General features: G+C 58.2%; 21 protein-coding genes. 15 read left to right on the top strand and 6 right to left on the bottom strand.

Annotation, left to right across the window (positions count from 1 at the left end):
* Window positions 1-121 precede the first annotated feature (121 nt).
* From guaA to GV827_RS07310, 9 genes are all read left to right on the top strand, one after another.
* Complete coding sequence (guaA, locus tag GV827_RS07350) at window positions 122-1,696, top strand: glutamine-hydrolyzing GMP synthase (protein WP_164353139.1); 1,575 nt, start codon at window positions 122-124, stop codon at window positions 1,694-1,696.
* Window positions 1,687-1,965, top strand: a complete 279-nt coding sequence (locus tag GV827_RS07345; RefSeq protein WP_164353138.1) for a putative quinol monooxygenase — start codon at window positions 1,687-1,689, stop codon at window positions 1,963-1,965. The genes guaA and GV827_RS07345 overlap by 10 nt, the downstream gene beginning before the upstream one ends.
* Window positions 1,962-2,825, top strand: coding sequence for a DMT family transporter (locus tag GV827_RS07340; protein ID WP_164353137.1), 864 nt, complete (start codon window positions 1,962-1,964; stop codon window positions 2,823-2,825). The genes GV827_RS07345 and GV827_RS07340 overlap by 4 nt, the downstream gene beginning before the upstream one ends.
* Window positions 2,826-2,867: 42 nt before the next feature.
* Entirely contained in the window at window positions 2,868-3,779 is a 912-nt protein-coding gene (locus tag GV827_RS07335) for a DMT family transporter (protein ID WP_235930266.1), read from the top strand.
* Window positions 3,780-3,811: 32 nt separating this feature from the next.
* Window positions 3,812-4,666, top strand: coding sequence for an ATPase (locus tag GV827_RS07330; RefSeq protein WP_164353136.1), 855 nt, complete (start codon window positions 3,812-3,814; stop codon window positions 4,664-4,666).
* An 87-nt stretch (window positions 4,667-4,753) separates the two neighbouring features.
* Window positions 4,754-5,674, top strand: coding sequence for a homoserine O-acetyltransferase MetA (gene metA / locus GV827_RS07325; RefSeq protein WP_164353135.1), 921 nt, complete (start codon window positions 4,754-4,756; stop codon window positions 5,672-5,674).
* Window positions 5,675-5,687: 13 nt separating this feature from the next.
* Entirely contained in the window at window positions 5,688-6,647 is a 960-nt protein-coding gene (locus tag GV827_RS07320) for an alpha/beta fold hydrolase (protein ID WP_164353134.1), read from the top strand.
* Window positions 6,648-6,697: 50 nt separating this feature from the next.
* Window positions 6,698-7,567 carry a polyphosphate kinase 2 gene (ppk2, locus tag GV827_RS07315; protein ID WP_164353133.1) on the top strand — a complete coding sequence of 290 codons (870 nt, stop codon included), beginning with the start codon at window positions 6,698-6,700 and terminating at the stop codon, window positions 7,565-7,567.
* The gene (locus GV827_RS07310; protein WP_164353132.1) at window positions 7,560-8,177 is read left to right on the top strand and encodes a TetR/AcrR family transcriptional regulator; all 618 of its coding nucleotides are present in this window, start codon (window positions 7,560-7,562) and stop codon (window positions 8,175-8,177) included. Before ppk2 ends, GV827_RS07310 begins: the two co-directional genes overlap by 8 nt.
* A 3-nt stretch (window positions 8,178-8,180) precedes the next feature.
* On the opposite strand, the gene GV827_RS07305 is transcribed toward GV827_RS07310, so the two are convergent.
* The 4 genes from GV827_RS07305 to GV827_RS07290 all read right to left on the bottom strand — a co-directional run bounded on the left by GV827_RS07305 (window position 8,181) and on the right by GV827_RS07290 (window position 11,988).
* A complete protein-coding gene (locus GV827_RS07305) occupies window positions 8,181-9,173 on the bottom strand; it encodes an LLM class flavin-dependent oxidoreductase (RefSeq protein WP_164353131.1) in 993 nt (330 codons plus the stop codon).
* A 257-nt stretch (window positions 9,174-9,430) separates the two neighbouring features.
* Window positions 9,431-9,934, bottom strand: coding sequence for a 30S ribosomal protein S9 (rpsI, locus tag GV827_RS07300; protein ID WP_164353130.1), 504 nt, complete (start codon window positions 9,932-9,934; stop codon window positions 9,431-9,433).
* 2 nt (window positions 9,935-9,936) lie between these two features.
* Window positions 9,937-10,398 carry a 50S ribosomal protein L13 gene (gene rplM / locus GV827_RS07295; protein ID WP_164353129.1) on the bottom strand — a complete coding sequence of 154 codons (462 nt, stop codon included), beginning with the start codon at window positions 10,396-10,398 and terminating at the stop codon, window positions 9,937-9,939.
* Between the two features lie 159 nt (window positions 10,399-10,557).
* On the bottom strand, window positions 10,558-11,988 hold the full coding sequence (locus GV827_RS07290; RefSeq protein WP_164353128.1) for an aminotransferase-like domain-containing protein: 1,431 nt from the start codon (window positions 11,986-11,988) through the stop codon (window positions 10,558-10,560).
* A 98-nt stretch (window positions 11,989-12,086) separates the two neighbouring features.
* Between GV827_RS07290 and GV827_RS07285 the strand changes: the two genes are divergently transcribed.
* Window positions 12,087-12,317 (top strand): DUF1127 domain-containing protein, encoded by a 231-nt coding sequence (locus GV827_RS07285; protein ID WP_164353127.1) that lies wholly within the window; start codon window positions 12,087-12,089, stop codon window positions 12,315-12,317.
* Between the two features lie 63 nt (window positions 12,318-12,380).
* Here the strand turns inward: GV827_RS07285 and GV827_RS07280 are convergent, their stop codons facing one another.
* Window positions 12,381-12,809, bottom strand: a complete 429-nt coding sequence (locus GV827_RS07280; RefSeq protein WP_164353126.1) for a PaaI family thioesterase — start codon at window positions 12,807-12,809, stop codon at window positions 12,381-12,383.
* Window positions 12,810-12,868: 59 nt separating this feature from the next.
* Here GV827_RS07280 and GV827_RS07275 point away from each other — a divergent pair, with 59 nt between their 5' ends.
* The 4 genes from GV827_RS07275 to gluQRS all read left to right on the top strand — a co-directional run bounded on the left by GV827_RS07275 (window position 12,869) and on the right by gluQRS (window position 16,720).
* Window positions 12,869-13,654 carry an enoyl-CoA hydratase gene (locus tag GV827_RS07275; RefSeq protein WP_164353125.1) on the top strand — a complete coding sequence of 262 codons (786 nt, stop codon included), beginning with the start codon at window positions 12,869-12,871 and terminating at the stop codon, window positions 13,652-13,654.
* A gap of 250 nt (window positions 13,655-13,904) precedes the next feature.
* Entirely contained in the window at window positions 13,905-15,257 is a 1,353-nt protein-coding gene (gene trmFO, locus GV827_RS07270) for a methylenetetrahydrofolate--tRNA-(uracil(54)-C(5))-methyltransferase (FADH(2)-oxidizing) TrmFO (RefSeq protein ID WP_164353124.1), read from the top strand.
* A gap of 9 nt (window positions 15,258-15,266) precedes the next feature.
* The gene (locus GV827_RS07265) at window positions 15,267-15,875 is read left to right on the top strand and encodes a class I SAM-dependent DNA methyltransferase (RefSeq protein WP_164353123.1); all 609 of its coding nucleotides are present in this window, start codon (window positions 15,267-15,269) and stop codon (window positions 15,873-15,875) included.
* The gene (gluQRS, locus tag GV827_RS07260) at window positions 15,872-16,720 is read left to right on the top strand and encodes a tRNA glutamyl-Q(34) synthetase GluQRS (protein WP_164353122.1); all 849 of its coding nucleotides are present in this window, start codon (window positions 15,872-15,874) and stop codon (window positions 16,718-16,720) included. The genes GV827_RS07265 and gluQRS overlap by 4 nt, the downstream gene beginning before the upstream one ends.
* Window positions 16,721-16,747: 27 nt before the next feature.
* Here gluQRS and hisI read toward each other — a convergent pair whose 3' ends face one another.
* Window positions 16,748-17,104 carry a phosphoribosyl-AMP cyclohydrolase gene (gene hisI / locus GV827_RS07255; protein ID WP_164353121.1) on the bottom strand — a complete coding sequence of 119 codons (357 nt, stop codon included), beginning with the start codon at window positions 17,102-17,104 and terminating at the stop codon, window positions 16,748-16,750.
* 79 nt (window positions 17,105-17,183) lie between these two features.
* Between hisI and GV827_RS07250 the strand changes: the two genes are divergently transcribed.
* A complete protein-coding gene (locus GV827_RS07250) occupies window positions 17,184-17,645 on the top strand; it encodes an iron-sulfur cluster assembly scaffold protein (RefSeq protein WP_164353120.1) in 462 nt (153 codons plus the stop codon).
* The last annotated feature ends 64 nt before the right edge of the window (window positions 17,646-17,709 follow it).

Raw genomic sequence — 17,709 nt, 5'->3', positions numbered from 1 at the left:
TGTCTTTTTGGCCTGAAATCGTTCCAGCATTTGCGGGATGGCCCCCAATGTCCGGTCTGTTTGGGGGCTGTCAGCCAATCACGCTCTTGCCACCTGCCGCAACGCCACCTAATCAGGCGATATGACAGAAATCCTCACCCCCTCCGACCATGACCGCCTGCTGATCATTGATTTCGGCAGCCAGGTGACCCAGCTGATCGCGCGGCGTCTTCGCGAACTGCATGTGTTTTGCGAAATTCACCCGTTCAATACGGTCGATGACGCCTTTCTGGATGAATTCAAACCCAAGGCCGTGGTCTTTTCCGGCGGTCCGGCATCGGTGTTTTCCGAAGGTGCACCGCGTCCGCCGGCAAAAGTGTTTGAGATTGGCGTTCCGATATTGGGCATCTGTTACGGTCAGCAGGTCATGATGGATATGCTGGGCGGCAAGGTGGAGCGCGGACATAAGACCGCTGAGTTCGGTCGCGCCTACGTGACGCCAGAGGCTGAAAAGCTTGATCTTCTGCAGGGGTGGTTTGCCACTGACAAGGAACAGGTCTGGATGAGCCACGGCGATCATGTGAGTAAAATCGCGCCGGGCTTTAAGGTCTATGGCACGTCGCCGAATGCGCCTTTCGCCATCACGGCCGATAAGGACCGGCATTTCTACGCGGTGCAGTTCCATCCAGAGGTCCACCACACGCCAAACGGCGCAAAGCTTTACGAGAATTTCGTTCGGTTGGCCGGATTTAAGGGCGACTGGACGATGAGCGCCTACCGTGAGGAGGCGGTCACGGCCATCCGCGAGCAGGTCGGTGACAAGCAGGTGATTTGCGCGCTGTCCGGCGGTGTCGATTCGTCCGTGGCGGCCGCGCTTATTCACGAAGCCGTGGGCGACCAGCTGACCTGCGTGTTCGTGGATCACGGTTTGCTGCGCAAGAACGAGGCCGAAGAAGTCGTCGGCATGTTCTGCGACCATATGAACCTGCATGTGATCCATGCGGATGAAACAGAACTTTTCCTTGGCAAGCTTGAAGGTCAGTCGGATCCCGAGACCAAGCGCAAGATCATCGGCGGGCTTTTCATCGACGTCTTCCAGAAATACGCCGATCAGATCGACGGGGCGGAATTCCTTGCGCAAGGCACGCTCTATCCTGATGTGATCGAATCCGTCAGCTTCTCAGGCGGACCGTCAGTCACGATCAAAAGCCACCACAACGTCGGCGGCCTGCCTGAAAAAATGGGTCTGAAGCTGGTGGAGCCGCTGCGCGAGCTGTTCAAGGATGAGGTTCGTGCGCTGGGTGCCGAACTTGGCCTGCCGCCTTCGTTCATTGGCCGACACCCCTTTCCCGGCCCTGGCCTGGCGATCCGTTGCCCCGGTGAAATCACCCGCGAGAAGCTGGATATCCTGCGCGAGGCGGATGCGGTCTATATTGATCAGATCCGCAAGCACGGGTTGTACGATGAAATCTGGCAGGCGTTCTGTGCCATCCTCCCGGTACGTACGGTTGGTGTGATGGGCGACGGGCGGACGTATGATTTTGCCTGTGCTCTGCGCGCTGTCACAAGCGTCGACGGCATGACAGCGGATTACTACCCTTTCAGCCACGAATTTCTGGGCGAGACCGCAACGCGGATCATCAACGAGGTGCCGGGGATTAACCGGGTGACCTACGATATCACGTCAAAACCGCCGGGTACCATCGAATGGGAGTGACCCTTTGCGGCTATCTGCGCTGTGCAAACGAGGATGAAGCATCACGGGTGCGCGCGGCGCTGGATGAACACATCCGCCTGACACGTGCCGAACCCGGCTGCGTGTCTTTTGAGGTCAAGGCGACGGACGATCCTTTGATCTGGTCCGTGGCCGAGGAGTTTACCGACGCTGGCGCCTTCAAGGCGCATCAGGAACGCGCATCAAATTCAGATTGGGCCGCCGAAACCAAAGGCATTGCACGGGAATACAGCGTAAAAGGCTTAGAATGAGCCCAACGATCCGCGCTGCGTCCTGGATGCTGGGGGCCATCATCAGCTTCACAGCGATGGCGATCGCCGGGCGCGAACTGGGCGACACGTTCGATACTTTCGAGATCATGATGTGGCGGTCGGCCTTTGGCTTTTTGATCGTACTGATCTTTGCCACCGTCACCGGCACCCGGCATGAGATCGGGCGTCAGGCCATCGGAACGCATCTGATCCGAAACGTTTTTCACTTCACCGGTCAGAATTTATGGTTTTTTGCCGTGACGACAGTTCCGTTGGCACAGGTTTTTGCGCTTGAGTTTACAACACCCCTTTGGGTAATCGTGTTGTCTGTTTTCCTACTGGGCGAGCGGTTGACACTGGTACGCGGCACGGTGGCGGTGATGGGTTTCATCGGTATTCTGATCGTCTCCCGCCCCGACATGGCGGCGATCAATGGTGGAATACTTGCAGCGGCGTCCTGCGCCATCTTCTTTGCGCTGACATATGTGTTTACGAAACGGTTGACGCGCAGTGAAAGCATCACCGCGATCATGTTCTATCTGACGTTCTTTCAGCTTGTTTTCGGTTTAATCACAGCCGGATATGATGGCGATATTGCTGTTCCGACGGTGCCGGATCTGCCATGGCTTCTGCTGGTGGGTATCTGTGGATTGCTTGCCCATTTCTGCATCACCAAGGCGCTTTCATTGGCCCCTGCTGCCGTGGTCGCCCCGGTCGATTTCGCCCGCCTGCCGATCATCGCGATCGTCGCGATGCTGGTGTATGGCGAGGCTTTGGATCCTTGGGTCTTTGTTGGCGCAATCATAATTTTTGCGGGCAACTATCTGAATATTTGGTCCGAGACGCGCAAAACCGCATGAAACGGGTCGGCGTTTTTTTGCCAGCCGTCCTAGGCCATTGTCATGACACAGAAATCCATCTCTACCCGTGCATGGACCGAGATGCTGCTGTTGGCAGCGATATGGGGCGCGTCCTTTGTATCCATTCGCGTCGCTTTGGACGAAGTCGGGCCGATGACTGCAGTGGTGCACCGCGTAGGCTGGGCTGCCATCGTATTATGGGGCGTTGTTCTGTTGATCCGCTTGCCAATACCGCGCGATCCAAGGATCTGGGGCGCTTTTCTGGGTATGGGCCTTTTGAACAATGTCATCCCATTTGGCCTGATGGCATGGGGTCAGCTCTATATCGAGAGCGGTCTGACGTCGATTTTGAATGCGGCCACGGCGATTTTCGGCGTGATCACCGCCGCGATTTTCTTTGCCGATGAAAAGATTACCTCGCGCAAGGCGCTTGGCGTCTTGCTGGGCTTTGCCGGTGTCGCCACGGCGATCGGACTGGAGAACCTGCGAAATTTCGACATCCGGTCGCTGGCGCAGCTTGCCGTCATCGGCGGCACGATCTCATACGCGCTAGCATCCGTTTGGGCTCGCAAAACGCTTTCAGGCCAGCCGCCACAGGTCGCAGCAGCAGGCATGGTGACGGGTGCAACCTTGGTTATCTTGCCACTGGCGTGGTGGATCGAGGGGCCGGTCACGCTTGATCTTCAGCCTCGCACGATGGCCGCCATCGGCTATTACGCGATCCTCGGCACTGCCTTGGCGTATCTGTTGTATTACCGTGTCCTTGCCATGGCGGGCAGCGGCAATCTGATGCTTGTGACACTGCTCATCCCACCCTTTGGAATTGTGCTGGGCGCGCTTTTGCTGGACGAGGCGTTGCGCCCGGCTGCCTATGGCGGATTTGCACTGCTTGCCCTTGGTCTTTCGGTGCTGGACGGGCGCATCTGGCGTCTGTTGGGGCTTCGCGCTAGGTAGGTCGAAACCAATCTGCAACCGGATCCTGCCCCATGCTGTATTCCTCTGCCCAAGACTGGCGCGATGCGCCGCGCCGCAAAGTGCTGGTGTTCGGAATGTCAGGGCTTGGCAAAACGCATCTCAGCGGACTTTTGCGCGCATCTGGTGACTGGTTCCACTACTCAATCGATTACCGGATCGGCACGCGATATCTGGGCGAATTGATCGCCGACAATGCCAAGGCAGAGGCGATGAAGGTCCCGTTCCTACGCGATCTTCTTTTGTCGGACAGCATCTATATCGGCTCGAACATTACCTTTGAAAACCTGTCGCCTGTCGCCACGTGGCTTGGTAAACCGGGCAATCCGGAAAAGGGCGGTCTGCCGATGGCGGAATACCAGCGGCGGCAAGAAGCCTTCCGACAGGGGGAGATCGCGGCTTTGCGCGATACGGGACATTTCGCAGAGCGGGCCCAACGGCTTTATGGCTATGATCATTTCATTTGTGATACCGGCGGGTCAATCTGCGAGTGGGTCGATGCAGAGGATCCGAACGATCCCCTGATGCAGGAGCTTTCACATGAATGCCTGCTGGTCTGGATCAAAGGCGACGAGGCTCACACACAAGAGTTGATCCGCCGCTTTGACCGGGCGCCCAAGCCCATGGCCTATCAGCCAGAATTTCTGACCAAGGTTTGGGATGATTATCTAAGCAAAAACAACTGCTCGGAGGCCGAAGTTGATCCCGATGACTTCATCCGCTGGACCTATGCACAGGCGCTGTCACACAGGCAGCCTCGCTATGCGGCAATGTCTAAATGGGGCGTAACGGTCACCGCAGATCAGATCAGCGCCTTGACCTCCGAAGCCGACTTTGTCGATCTGATCGCTGATTGCCTCAGCGGCTAACCGCGCTCTCCCGCTTGTGACTGCCCGCCACTTGGCAGGTTTGGTCTTGCGGACTATCTAACCAAGTCAACCACGGAATATCTTAACATGCCTATCAAGCTTCCCTCCAACCTGCCCGCCTTCGACGTGCTGACGCGCGAAGGTGTAATGGTGATGGACGAGGATGCGGCAGGGCGTCAGGACATCCGGCCCTTGCGCATCGCGCTTTTGAACCTGATGCCCAAGAAAATCCAGACCGAGAACCAGTTCGCGCGATTGATCGGGGCGACGCCGCTGCAGATCGAGTTGAGCCTGCTGCGCATGTCGGATCACCAGACCCGTAATACTGCGGCCGAGCATATGGAGAGTTTCTACCGTCCGGTCAGCGAAGTCTGGGACGAGAAGTTCGACGGCTTGATCATCACGGGCGCGCCGATTGAGCATTTGCCGTTCAACGAAGTGACCTATTGGGCGGAACTCACACGAGTCATGGACTGGACGCAGACCAACGTGCATTCCACTTTTGGTGTTTGCTGGGGTGGCATGGCAATGATCAACCATTTCCACGGGGTCAAGAAACACATCCTTGACCACAAAGCATTTGGCTGCTTCCGACACAAGAACCTCGTGCCCTCCTCGCCCTATCTGCGCGGGTTTTCTGACGAATGCGTCATGCCGGTATCCCGGTGGACCGAGATGCGGCAAGAGGAAGTGGACCAGCATCCCGACCTGATCACCCTGCTTGGCAGTGACGAGGTCGGCCCTTGCCTGATCGAAGACCCCAAGCACCGCGCACTCTATGTATTCAACCACTTCGAATACGACAGTGACACGCTCAAGCAGGAATACGACCGCGACGTCGCCGCAGGCACGCCGATCAAAGTGCCGTGCAATTACTATCCCGACGACGACCCATCGCGCCCGCCTACCAACCGCTGGCGCAGCCATGCACACCTTCTTTATGGCAACTGGATCAACGAGATATACCAATCCACGCCCTTTGATCTGGACCAGATTGGACAGGCGTAACATGAGGAGCGGCATGCTCTATTCCCTGATTCTTGTCCTTGGCGTTATGGCGGTGACGCAATGGCGCGCGGGCGTGCGCGAGGCACAGGCGGTGCGTGACAATCCACCGGCGAACGAGATCATCGAGGTCGATGGCGTCCCAGTCCATTACAAAGTCATGGGGTCCGGCCCTGATCTGGTGCTGATCCACGGGGCAAGCGGCAACCTTAACGACTTCACGCTGGGGTTTACCGACCGGCTGACGGACCGGTACCGCCTGATCCTGTTTGACCGTCCCGGCCTCGGCTGGACCGGTCGTTTGCCCGGGTATGGCGGCGCATGGAACAACACCGAGGAAACACCGCTGGAACAGGCCGGACTGCTGCAAAAGGCAGCCGATCAGATCGGGGTGAAGAACCCCATCGTGCTGGGCCATTCCTTTGGCGGGATCGTCGCGCTGGCGTGGGGGCTGTCGCGGCCCGAAGACACAGCAGCGCTGGTCCTTGTTTCAGCCGTGGCAGAGCCGTGGCCCGGTGAACTGGGCTGGACGTACACTGTCAACGGCTCGACGCTGGGTGGTGCGCTGTTTGTCCCGCTGATCACCGCCTTTGTCCCGCAAAGCTATGTCTCTTCCAGCATCGAGAGTATCTTTGCGCCACAGGAAGCACCGGAAGGATATGCAGATCATATCGGTGTAGGACTGACGCTGCGCCGCGAAAGCACCCGCGCGAATGCGCAGCAGGTGAACGCGTTGCGCCCGCATGTGGTTGAAATGCGAAAGAGCTATGGCACTCTGGAGATGCCCATTGAGGCGATACACGGCGATGCCGATACGATTGTGCCGCTTGAGATCCACGCTGAGGTCCTGATGGGCGACGTGCCGAATGGAAACCTGACCGTTCTGCCGGGAGAAGGGCACATGCCGCAGCATACGTCACCTGAGAAGGTCGTGACTGCAATTGACCGCGCGGCAGCCCGTGCAGGTTTGCGTTAATCCGATTAACATCCCATATAGAGATAAACGTTACCCCTATCGGAGGCCCAATGGACCTGCCCTTTGACGGCGCGATCAGCGCCTATTTCGAGACTGAAGCACCCGCAGACATCCGCGCAGCGGTCAAACGTGCAGACAAAAGCGATATTCTGACGGCCAGCTATCCGCATTCTGAACGGATGGCGCGCAAGGTCTATGAAAAAGAGATGGAGCGGTTGCAGATCGAACTGGTCAAGCTGCAGGCTTGGGCACGCGAGTCTGGCACGCGGATTGCCTGCGTGTTCGAAGGGCGCGACGCAGCGGGCAAAGGCGGGACGATCAGCCGGTTCCGGTCCAACCTTAACCCCCGTGCGGCCCGTGTCGTGGCCTTGTCAAAACCGACAGAGACCGAACAGACCGAGTGGTACTTTCAACGCTACGTCAAACACTTACCCTCCGCAGGAGAGATCGTGTTCTTTGACCGTTCATGGTACAATCGTGGTGTCGTGGAGCATGTTTTCGGCTTTTGCACCCCGGAACAGCGCGAACATTTCTTTACGCAGGTCAGCCCCTTTGAAAAAATGCTGGTGGATGAAGGCATCCATCTGTTCAAGTTCTGGCTCAACGTTGGTCGGGCAGAACAACTGCGTCGGATGCTGGCGCGGGAAAGCGATCCGCTCAAGCAGTGGAAGCTGAGCAGCATCGACGTGAAGGGGCTTGCGAAATGGGATGCCTATTCGGACGCCATTCAGGAAACCCTGAGCCGCAGTCATTCAAGGCATGCCTCGTGGACCGTCGTACGGTCGGATGACAAGCGGCGTGCGCGGCTGAACGCGATCAAAACGGTGCTGCACGCCTTTGACTATACCCGCAAGGACGCCAAGGCTATCGGCCATATCGATAGTGGTATCTGCGGCGGACCGGACATCTGGGATGCCTAAGAAGGGCTATCATCACGGCAATCTGCGTGCGGCATTGGTCGCCGCAGCGCTTGAGCTGATTGAGGCGCGTGGACCAATGGGCTTTACCCTGTCGGAGGCGGCCAAGCAGGCGGGTGTCACGCCAGCGGCAGTCTATCGACATTTCGATGGGCGCGAGTCGCTGATCGCGGAGGCAGCCCAGCAAGGCTACGAGGTTTTTGCGGACCTGATGGAATACGCCTATCAGTCCGGGCAACCCTCCGCGCTCAAGGCTTTTGAGGCAACGGGCCGCGCCTACCTTGCCTTTGCGCGCAAGTACCCCGGTCACTACATCGCGATGTTTGAGAGCGGCATATCTGTGAACCGAACGCCGGAACTGGCACTGGTCGCGAACCGCGCCAATGGCGTACTGGAAAAGGCAGCCGCCGACCTAAGCCAGCATATCCCCGAGGACAAGCGCCCGCCCGCTTCCATGTTCAGCGCACACATCTGGGCGATGAGCCATGGTGTTGTTGAACTTTTCGCCCGCAATTCTCCGGGCCGCGCCTCGCCCTTCCCGCCCGAAGACCTGCTGGAAACGGGAATTGGGATTTATCTTCGTGGATTGGGGCTGGTTTCCCCGGATGAGTAAAGCTCAGGCCAAGGCAGGTTCTGCATTCATCAGTACATCAGCCGCAATAGTCAAAGACCGCTTGCGCGCCGCATGATCGTGAATCTGGCTGGTCAGAATGATCTCGTCTGGGGCATAGCGCGCGATGAATTCCTGCATCTGAGCACGGATGCTGGCAGGGCTGCCCGCCGCTGAAATCCGCAACATCTGATCCACGCTGCGCCGCACGCCCGCACCGATCACCGCGTCGATATCCTCCACGGGGCGCGGCAGCTTGCCCCGCGTTCCGGTCCGCATCCGTGCGAAAGCCTGCTGCATCGACGTGCGCAGATAGGCCCCCTTTTCGTCAGTGTCGGCTGCGAAAACATTTACCGCCAACATGAAGCGCGGCGCATCCAGATGCTCGGAGGGCCGGAATGTCCTGCGATAGACGTCAATCGCCTGTTCGAGCGCGTCTGGTGCGAAATGGGACGCAAAGGCATAAGGAAGCCCGAAATGCGCAGCAAGCTGAGCGCCATAGAGCGACGAGCCTAGGATCCAGAGCGGTACGTGACTGCCTTCGCCCGGTAACGCGCGGACCTGCGCGTTCGCCTTCGCGTCGCCCAAATAGCCCAGTAGTTCCATTACATCGCCCGGAAAGTCGTCACTGCCCGCGCGGCGCAGCGCATGATAGACGGCGTGATCCCCGCCCGGTGCGCGCCCCAGACCAAGGTCGATGCGGTCGCCGTAAAGGGCGGACAGCGTCCCGAACTGTTCGGCGATCGCAAGCGGTGCGTGGTTGGGCAGCATGATGCCGCCCGCGCCCACGCGAATGTTTTTGGTATGCGCCGCCACGTGACCAATCAGCACAGAGGTCGCCGCGCTGGCAATACCCGGCATGTTGTGGTGTTCCGCCATCCAGTAGCGGTGAAAGCCCAGCCTCTCCGCCGTCTGCGCCAGATCGGTTGTGTTGCGAAGGGCCTGCGGGATGTCGCTGCCTTCGGGCACCGGTGCCAGATCGAGAACGGAGTATTGCATCGGAAGCCTTTCCTGTTTGCCCCAGTCTAGGCACGACCATCGACAAAGAAAACCATTTGCGGGCCCATCCGCATCGACAATCCTCTCGGCCGGGTGCATTTCCCGCAATCTACTCTTTTCTCGGTAATTAATCCTGCGGGGCTATCCGCCTTCCTCATCCGGGCTGATCCCTCTGTCCGTTCGCGGCACAGCGTGCCGTGAAACCAAAAAGGGCCGCACCAATCGGTACGGCCCTTTCCGAAACATATACGAACAGCTTAACGCTTGGAGAACTGGAAGCTCTTACGCGCTTTCGCTTTACCGTACTTCTTACGCTCAACCACACGGCTGTCGCGGGTCAGGAAGCCTGCCGCTTTCAGTGCGCCGCGCAGGCTGGGATCATACAGCTGCAGCGCCTTGGAAATACCGTGCTTGACCGCACCGGCCTGACCAGACAGACCACCGCCCTTGACGGTGGCGAAGACGTCGAACTGGCCTTCGGTGTTGGTGATGCCAAAAGGCTGCGCCAGGATCATCTGAAGAACCGGACGGGCAAAGTAGGTGTTCTGCTCTTTGCCGTTCACGGTGACCTTGCCGGAACCAGGCTTGATCCAGACGCGGGCAATCGCGTCCTTCCGCTTGCCTGTTGCATAGGAACGACCCAGTTCATCGCGAACGGGCTCACGGGTGATTTCCTGCGTCTCAGGTGTGCCCTGAACCGCGCCGATGTCCTCGGTCACGACCTCTGCGAGGTCTTCGAGTGTTTTGATTTCGTCAGCCATCTTTATGCGCTCCGGGTGTTTTTCTTGTTCATGGCCTCAACGTCCAGAACCTCGGGGCTTTGCGCCTCATGGGGGTGATCCGCGCCGGCGTATACACGCAGGTTGGTCATGATCTGGCGGCTCAGGCGGTTGCCGGGCAGCATGCGCTTGACCGCTTGGGTCACGATACGCTCTGGGTGCGCGCCTTCAAGGATCTGTGCCTTGGTGCGCGACTTGATGCCGCCGGGGTGGCCTGTGTGCCAGTAGAAGTTTTCTTCGCGCTTCTTGCCGGTCATCTGGATTTTCTCGGCGTTGATGACGATTACGTTGTCACCACAATCCATGTGAGGCGTGAAGGACGGCTTGTGCTTGCCGCGCAGGCGCATGGCAACGATCGATGCAAGACGGCCCAGCACGACACCTTCGGCGTCGATGATGATCCATTTCTTGTCGATGTCTGCCGGTGTAGCAGTAAAGGTTTTCATCGGATGTTCCTGTTTAACGGTGATCGGGGCCGCCCAAAGACGACACGCATCAGTGATGGGCGGTTTATAAGGGTTGCGCAGGCAGCGTCAAGCGGCGTAAATCTGAAAAAATATAGCCAAAACAACATCTTAAAAATTAGGTATAATAATACCCCAAAATTAGACACTGATTTGCTCTGCCGGATTTTCCAGCAGGTCACGCAGGCATTCCATCGCTTTCTCAAACCGGCCAAAGGACACGCCTCCGTTCACCGCCATGCGGACAGCGTGCGGTGTCTGGGCATCGCGGCTGGCAAATTCCTCGGCTGCCCTGATCTGGATACCCTGCTTTTCCGCCGCCTGACAAAAGGCCGAGGCCCGCCAGCCCTGTGGCAGATGCAGCCAAAGGAACGGCACATCCTTGCGCCAGCGCAAATCAAAGCCCCCCAGGGCGTTGACAGCGATTTTGACGTATTCCTCTACCCCAAGCCGGGACCGCTTCATGAATTCCGGCAGTTGCGGATGCGACAAAAGCGCGGCGGCTAGATCAATCATGGGGGTGGCAAGGCCGAAAAAGCCATGCTCTGCAGATCGGTGCAGGGCCCCTGACATACCACGCGGGCCGATGGCACAGCCGATCCGCAGCGCAGGCGTGATCGATTTGGACAATGAACTCAGGTACCAGCCCCGCTCTGGTGCCAACAAGCGATAGCCCTCGCCCTCGGCGCGGCCCATACGGTAGCAATCATCCTCAACGATTTGCAGGTCAGCCTTTCGGGCGACCTCGACAAGCGCATGTCGCCGCTCCATCGGGGTGAAACCGCAGGTCGGGCTGTGCACTTCGGGCGATGTACAGAGGATTTGTGCTTCCGGGTGGCGCTCAGCCGCCTCGGCCAGCGCTTCGGGGATGATTCCATCCCGGTCGCAGGCCACCGACACAACGTCGGCCCGGACCAATTCCGCCGCACGGCGAAATCCGGGATAGGCGAGTTCTTCAACGAAGACGGTGGGCCGCCTGCCCTTCAGTATCGTTTGGAACACCAGCAAAATTGCGTTTTGCCCCCCATGCGAAAGGACAATGTCGCCTTCATCGATCGGTCCGATTGGCGCGCCCTGAAGCCATTGGACCATCGCCTCGCGTGCAGGTTTGGCACTAGGGCGTGACGGGTAGTGCATGATCCCCGATGGCGGATCGAGCGCAATTTCGCCCAAAAGTTTGCGGATCAGTTCAGCCTGGCCACCATTTGGCAGATGCGGTGAGAACAGATTGACCGTATTGCCCTCGCCGCTGGAATTGTGAGGCACTGAATCGACTTCGATCAGGTTCAACGGGACGGATGGCAAGTTGTCTTCCATGACATGGTGAGGATCTGCAACGAAAGTGCCGCGTCCCACTTCGGCCTGCAGCACACCACTGTCGGTCAAGACCGTATAGGCCCGCGCAACCGTGCCAGGGGTGATCTTGAGCTGCCAGGCCAATTCGCGCACAGGCGGCAGCTTTTCTCCGATCTGGATGCTCCCCAGCGCAATCTGATCGCGGATCATTGTAACAACTGCTTTGTACTTAGGTTTTGCCCCATCCAATGCATCAGGCGACCAAATTGTATCCATTACAATGTTTTCCTAGCAGCTTTGTATCAATATTTATATCGTGTGATTGTAGCAATTGGCTACATTGTGTCAATACAATTAAGGCAAGGAGATTTCCCATGGCACACGCAAGATCGATCCCCCTTGATGCTCTTAGCATCCTGTCACAGCCCGGCACGCCTATTGCCGCGCGTATGGCGGTGAAATTCGCGGTCTTGGTGACGAAATGGGCCACTCGCCGCCGTACACGGCTCGCTCTCTCCCGGTTGGAGCCGTGGCAGCTGCGCGATGTGGGGCTGACACCGAAGGAGGCTGATTTTGAGTCTCGTCGTGTGTTCTGGCGCTCGTAACATCCCCGTTTGCGACCGTCAGACCTCTTCCACTTGGGCCGGGATTTCCCGGCCCATTTTTATTCAGCCCATGCTGCGTGGTGGAATCGCATAGGTCAGGCTGGCTCTGGCGACTGGCGCATCCATCCCTTCCGAGTACAGCAGTACATCGGTAACAGACAGTTGCTTGCCCAGTTTCAAAAGACGTGCCTTCGCAATCAGGGGCACATTCGCAACCGGCTTGCGCATGAAATCAATCGAGCAGTTTGTAGTTACCGCCAACGCCTTTGGGCCAATTTGCGACAGCGTGACAACATAGGCCGCCACATCCGCGAGGCCGAACATTGAGGGGCCAGAAACCGTGCCGCCCGGCCGTAAGTGTTTTTCCTGCGTCAGCAGGCGCATGGTCACCTCGCCCTCACCTACGTGATCGACATTGAAGTCATCGGCGACTTGCTGAAAAACCTCGCGCATGAATTCGTTGAGCTCTTCTGCGGTCATTACAGGCGTCATGCTTGTCCTCTCCTAATGCGTTGGCTTAGGATTGGCGCGAAACAAGGGGGAGAGGCAAGATGGCAATTTTGGACGTGACGCAACGGGGCGCGATAAGCCATCTGACAATGAACGCGCCTGAACGGCTGAATGCGTTGTCGGATGAGATGTTGGCGGCCTTGCAGGAAACGTTGGATGCCCTTGCCAAAGACAGCAGCACCCGCGTCATCACGCTTGCAGGGACGGGCAAGGCGTTTTGCGCAGGCCACGACCTGAGACAGATGACTGCCATGCGGCAGGCAGAGGATGGCGGTGCCGCTGCTTTCAAGGATCTGTTCGACCGCTGCGCCAGCGTCATGGCGCGGGTGCAGTCGATGCCGCAGCCGATGATCGCGCAGGTTCACGGCATTGCCACTGCGGCTGGCTGCCAATTGGTTGCAACATGCGACATGGCGGTTGCGGCAGAAGGCACCAAATTCGGGGTGAACGGGGTAAACATAGGGCTTTTTTGCTCGACCCCGATGGTGGCACTCAGCCGTAACATTCCGCGCAAGCAAGCCTTCGAGATGCTGACAACAGGTGAATTCATTTCAGCAGAGCGCGCGCAGGCGCTGGGGTTGGTTAACCGTGTAGTTCCCGAAAGCGCCCTGGCCGAGGAGACCACGAGGCTTGCTGATCTGGTAGCATCGAAACTGGGCGCCGCAGTGAAGATCGGCAAAGAAGCATTTTACAATCAGATCGCTATGAATACGGCTGATGCTTATGCTTATACGGGTGACGTGATGGTACAGAATATGCTGCGCGCTGACACGCGCGAGGGGATCGACGCTTTCCTCGAAAAACGCAATCCAGATTGGGATCAGTGATTGTTTCCACTAATCGTCAGGATTGTTGAAAACATAGCTATATAAATTCTGGCACAATTAGGGCATGTTTATGTCAGGGCAGTTGCCCGACCGAATATTTGGGTCGCCGTCGGCGGAAGGTCCCTCCAGATCAGCCTCTCACTGATCGGCCATTCCCGCAGCGGCGACCCCAAAAGTTTCCCCAAATTACCATAGACCCTGCGTCACCAAGGCTGTTGCGTCGCACAGCGCCCTGCCCTACATCGCCGCTATGACACAGGAACTTCATATCATAGGCGGCGGAATGGCCGGGTCCGAAGCTGCATGGCAAGCGGCCAATGCGGGCGTTCAGGTTGTGCTGCATGAAATGCGGCCCAAAGTCGGCACCTTTGCGCATCAAACGGGCCTTTTGGGCGAAATGGTCTGCTCAAATTCCTTCCGTTCGGACGATTCGGAACAGAATGCGGTGGGGCTGCTGCACTGGGAAATGCGCGCGGCCAACGGGCTGATCATGCAAACGGCTGACAAGCACCGTTTGCCCGCAGGTGGCGCATTGGCCGTGGACCGCGATCCCTTTGCGCAATCGGTGACCGACGCGTTGATGTCGCATTCCAATGTGCGCGTAGAATACGGCGAGATCACTGAACTTCCCACAGATGGCCATTGGATCATTGCGACCGGCCCCTTGACCTCAGGCGCTCTGGCCGAGGCGATCGCAGCTGAGACGGGTGCCGAGGCGCTGGCGTTTTTCGACGCCATTGCGCCGATCGTCTATTTCGACAGCATCAACATGGACCGCGCCTGGATGCAGTCCCGCTATGACAAGGGCGAGACCGAGGAAGAGCGCACCGCCTACCTCAACTGTCCGATGACGAAGGACGAATACGAGGCTTTCATCGACGCGCTTCTGGCTGCCGACAAGACAGTGTTCCGCGAGGGAGAGACCGCCGGATATTTCGATGGCTGCCTTCCCATCGAAGTGATGGCCGAACGGGGCCGCGAAACATTGCGCTTTGGTCCGATGAAACCGGTCGGCCTGACCAACCCACATGAGCCGGACAAAAAGCCCTACGCCGTGGTGCAGCTGCGCCGCGACAACAAGCTGGGCACGCTATACAACATGGTCGGTTTTCAGACCAAAATGAAGTACGGCGCACAGACCGATGTGTTCAAGATGATACCGGGCCTTGAAGACGCGTCCTTTGCCCGGCTTGGCGGTATCCATCGGAATTCATTCATAAACTCACCGACGCTTCTGGATGATCAGATGCGTCTGCGCTCGCGCCCAAACATCCGGTTCGCAGGCCAGATCACAGGGGTAGAAGGCTACGTCGAGAGTGCCGCAATGGGGCTGCTCGCGGGTCGGATGGCGACGGCAGAAATCATCGGCACCCCGATGTCCGCACCACCGAACACGACTGCCACGGGCGCGTTGATCACGCACATCACCGGCGGGGCCGATGCCAAAACCTTCCAGCCGATGAACGTGAACTTCGGCCTGTTTCCACCAGTTGAGGGCCTCAAGGGCGGGCGGCGCGGCCGCAAAGACCGATACAAGGCCTACACCGACCGGGCCAAGGTCGACTGGCAGACGTGGCTGGACAGGGACACTGTGCCTGCCTAAGCTTTAGGCATGACAGATAATTTTCTCGACAAGGTCTACGCCGCACGTGGCGAGGATGAGACACGTGAAATCTATGACGCCTGGGCCGAAAGCTACGAGGCCGAAGTCGCCAAGAATGGCTACGTCACGCCTGGCCGATGTGCCGCGGCGCTTGCCCAGTTCACCAATGACAAGACAGCACCGGTGCTGGATTTTGGTTGTGGTACAGGGCTTTCCGGGCTGGCGTTAAAGCTGGCGGGGTTTACAACCATCGACGGGGTGGATTTGTCACCGGAAATGTTGGCGAAGGCAAAAGACAAGAACGTCTATCGCAACCTTAGCCAAGTGGCCGGAGACGACGGCTTGGCCAAAGGGGCTTATCCATCGATTGCTGCCATCGGTGTGATCGGGTCAGGCGCGGCACCCATTTCGGTTCTGGATACGTTGATGCATGCGCTGGACAGCGATGGACGTTTGGTGTTCTCATTCAATGATCACACGCTGCAGGACCCCATCCACGAAGCGCGGATCAGTGAATGGACTGACTGTGGTGCAGCGCGTCTGCTCTTTCGGGAGCGCGGCGACCATTTGCCCGGTCTCAACATGAAGTCCAACGTCTATATTCTTGAAAAAACGTGAGTTTCCGCACACGATTTGCCCCGTCACCGACAGGGCCGCTACACCTTGGACATGCCTTTTCAGCCCTGTTGGCCTATGACATGGCGATGGCCGCCGACGGTGTGTTCCTGTTGCGCATAGAGGACATTGATCAAAGCCGTGCCCGCCCCGAATGGGAGGCACAGATCTACGATGATCTGCACTGGCTGGGGATCGACTGGCCGGAACCGGTGATGCGGCAATCTGAACGCCAAGATGCGTATGATGCGGCACTCGATAGGCTTTGGGCGGAAGGGTTGCTGTACCCCTGCACCTGCAGCCGCGCAGATATTGCCGCCGCCACCTCAGCACCGCAAGAAGGTACGCCGCTCCTGGGTCCTGACGGGATTGTGTATCCCGGAACGTGCCGCGAAAAATCAGACAGACTTGGATCGCGGCCCAGGGGAATGACGCTGAGGCTGGACATGAGAAAGGCGGTCGCGGGGGTCTCTGACCTCCGTTTCACTGAAACCGGGACAGAACCCGCTGCGGTGACGGTGTCTTCCGCTGAACTGATTACGCAGGTCGGTGACGCGGTGCTTGCGCGCCGGGACATGGGCACGTCCTATCATTTGTCCGTCGTGCTGGATGACGCCGCGCAGGACATCAGCCATGTGGTGAGAGGGGCGGATCTGTTCGAGGCCACGCAAATTCACGTTCTGCTTCAACGGCTGCTGGGACTGCCCACGCCGATCTATCATCATCACCGCCTGATCCGCGACGAGAACGGCAAGCGGCTGGCCAAGAGAGATGATGCGCGGGCTATATCGCTGTACAGGTCCGAAGGTTTAACTCCGGATGAAATCCGTTCTAAACTAAGTATTTAGATGGCCGTCTTCATGTGCTTTATGATCTCAAATCGGTTGTGACAACTCGACAATTTCGCCGTCGCGCACCGCCCGGTAAAAGCAGTCGCGCCGCCCGGTATGGCAGGCTGGTCCGGTTTGGTTCACCAGCACCAGTAGACAGTCCTGATCGCAATCAAATCGCAGATCGATCAGCTCTTGCGTATTCCCGCTTGTCTCTCCCTTCACCCAGAATTCCTTCCGGGATCGGCTCCAATAGGTGACGCGCCCCGTCTCCAGCGTGCGCCGAATGCTGTCGACGTTCATCCAGGCCAGCATCAGTACCTCTTTGGTCTGAGCGTCCTGCGCAATCGCCGGGATCAGACCTGCGTCATTGAATGTCAGCGTCTCGGGATCAAAGGCCATGTTGTCGCCCCCTGCTCAAAAGTTTTTGCATCTCGCTTGCGGGGGTTTATGTAAGCATTGAACGACAAAGGAAACAGCCATGTCGGGCGATACGGACCTGATCAAATTATATTCATCGCGCATTCTGGCGTTGGCAGCGGATATCCCGCATCTGGGACGGCTGGATGCGCCTGATGCGACGGTCAAGCGCCGCTCGCCGCTCTGCGGCTCAACCGTGACAGTGGATGTGAGAGTGGAAGGTGAGCGTCTGACCGATCTGGGACAGGACGTCAAAGCCTGCGCCCTTGGCCAGGCCGCAGCGGCGGTTGCAGGTGCAGGTGCAGTTGGCGCCAAGCTTGAAGATATCATCCGCGGGCGCGATCAGCTTCGCGCGATGCTCAAGGGCAAGGGCGATGTTCCTGATGCGCCCTTTGACGGGTTCGAAGTGCTGAAGCCCGCCGTGGAGTACAAGAACCGACATGCGTCCATCATGTTGAGCATGGAGGCTATCGTAGAAGCGATGGAGCAGGCCATGGCACCGGCAAATGAGGGCGAACTATAGGCTTAGCGACCCGTTTTCATAATTATATCATATACCGGTAAAAAAAACGCCGCACATCCGGAGC

It is taken from the genome of Sulfitobacter sediminilitoris, from assembly GCF_010667575.1.
Taxonomy (GTDB): Bacteria; Pseudomonadota; Alphaproteobacteria; order Rhodobacterales; family Rhodobacteraceae; genus Sulfitobacter; species Sulfitobacter sediminilitoris.
This window is presented reverse-complemented; position numbering and strand designations above follow the sequence as displayed.

Coding starts and splice junctions, on each gene's coding strand:
- GV827_RS07330 (WP_164353136.1), top strand. CDS start 3,812: ATGCTGTATTCCTCTGCCCAAGACTGGCGCGATGCGCCGCGCCGCAAA.
- GV827_RS07290 (WP_164353128.1), bottom strand. CDS start 11,988: ATGGATACAATTTGGTCGCCTGATGCATTGGATGGGGCAAAACCTAAG.
- hisI (WP_164353121.1), bottom strand. CDS start 17,104: ATGGCCTTTGATCCCGAGACGCTGACATTCAATGACGCAGGTCTGATC.
- guaA (WP_164353139.1), top strand. CDS start 122: ATGACAGAAATCCTCACCCCCTCCGACCATGACCGCCTGCTGATCATT.
- GV827_RS07265 (WP_164353123.1), top strand. CDS start 15,267: ATGACAGATAATTTTCTCGACAAGGTCTACGCCGCACGTGGCGAGGAT.
- GV827_RS07340 (WP_164353137.1), top strand. CDS start 1,962: ATGAGCCCAACGATCCGCGCTGCGTCCTGGATGCTGGGGGCCATCATC.
- GV827_RS07250 (WP_164353120.1), top strand. CDS start 17,184: ATGTCGGGCGATACGGACCTGATCAAATTATATTCATCGCGCATTCTG.
- ppk2 (WP_164353133.1), top strand. CDS start 6,698: ATGGACCTGCCCTTTGACGGCGCGATCAGCGCCTATTTCGAGACTGAA.
- GV827_RS07275 (WP_164353125.1), top strand. CDS start 12,869: ATGGCAATTTTGGACGTGACGCAACGGGGCGCGATAAGCCATCTGACA.
- metA (WP_164353135.1), top strand. CDS start 4,754: ATGCCTATCAAGCTTCCCTCCAACCTGCCCGCCTTCGACGTGCTGACG.
- rpsI (WP_164353130.1), bottom strand. CDS start 9,934: ATGGCTGACGAAATCAAAACACTCGAAGACCTCGCAGAGGTCGTGACC.
- GV827_RS07320 (WP_164353134.1), top strand. CDS start 5,688: ATGCTCTATTCCCTGATTCTTGTCCTTGGCGTTATGGCGGTGACGCAA.
- GV827_RS07305 (WP_164353131.1), bottom strand. CDS start 9,173: ATGCAATACTCCGTTCTCGATCTGGCACCGGTGCCCGAAGGCAGCGAC.
- rplM (WP_164353129.1), bottom strand. CDS start 10,398: ATGAAAACCTTTACTGCTACACCGGCAGACATCGACAAGAAATGGATC.
- GV827_RS07345 (WP_164353138.1), top strand. CDS start 1,687: ATGGGAGTGACCCTTTGCGGCTATCTGCGCTGTGCAAACGAGGATGAA.
- GV827_RS07285 (WP_164353127.1), top strand. CDS start 12,087: ATGGCACACGCAAGATCGATCCCCCTTGATGCTCTTAGCATCCTGTCA.
- GV827_RS07280 (WP_164353126.1), bottom strand. CDS start 12,809: ATGACGCCTGTAATGACCGCAGAAGAGCTCAACGAATTCATGCGCGAG.
- GV827_RS07335 (WP_235930266.1), top strand. CDS start 2,868: ATGACACAGAAATCCATCTCTACCCGTGCATGGACCGAGATGCTGCTG.
- GV827_RS07310 (WP_164353132.1), top strand. CDS start 7,560: ATGCCTAAGAAGGGCTATCATCACGGCAATCTGCGTGCGGCATTGGTC.
- trmFO (WP_164353124.1), top strand. CDS start 13,905: ATGACACAGGAACTTCATATCATAGGCGGCGGAATGGCCGGGTCCGAA.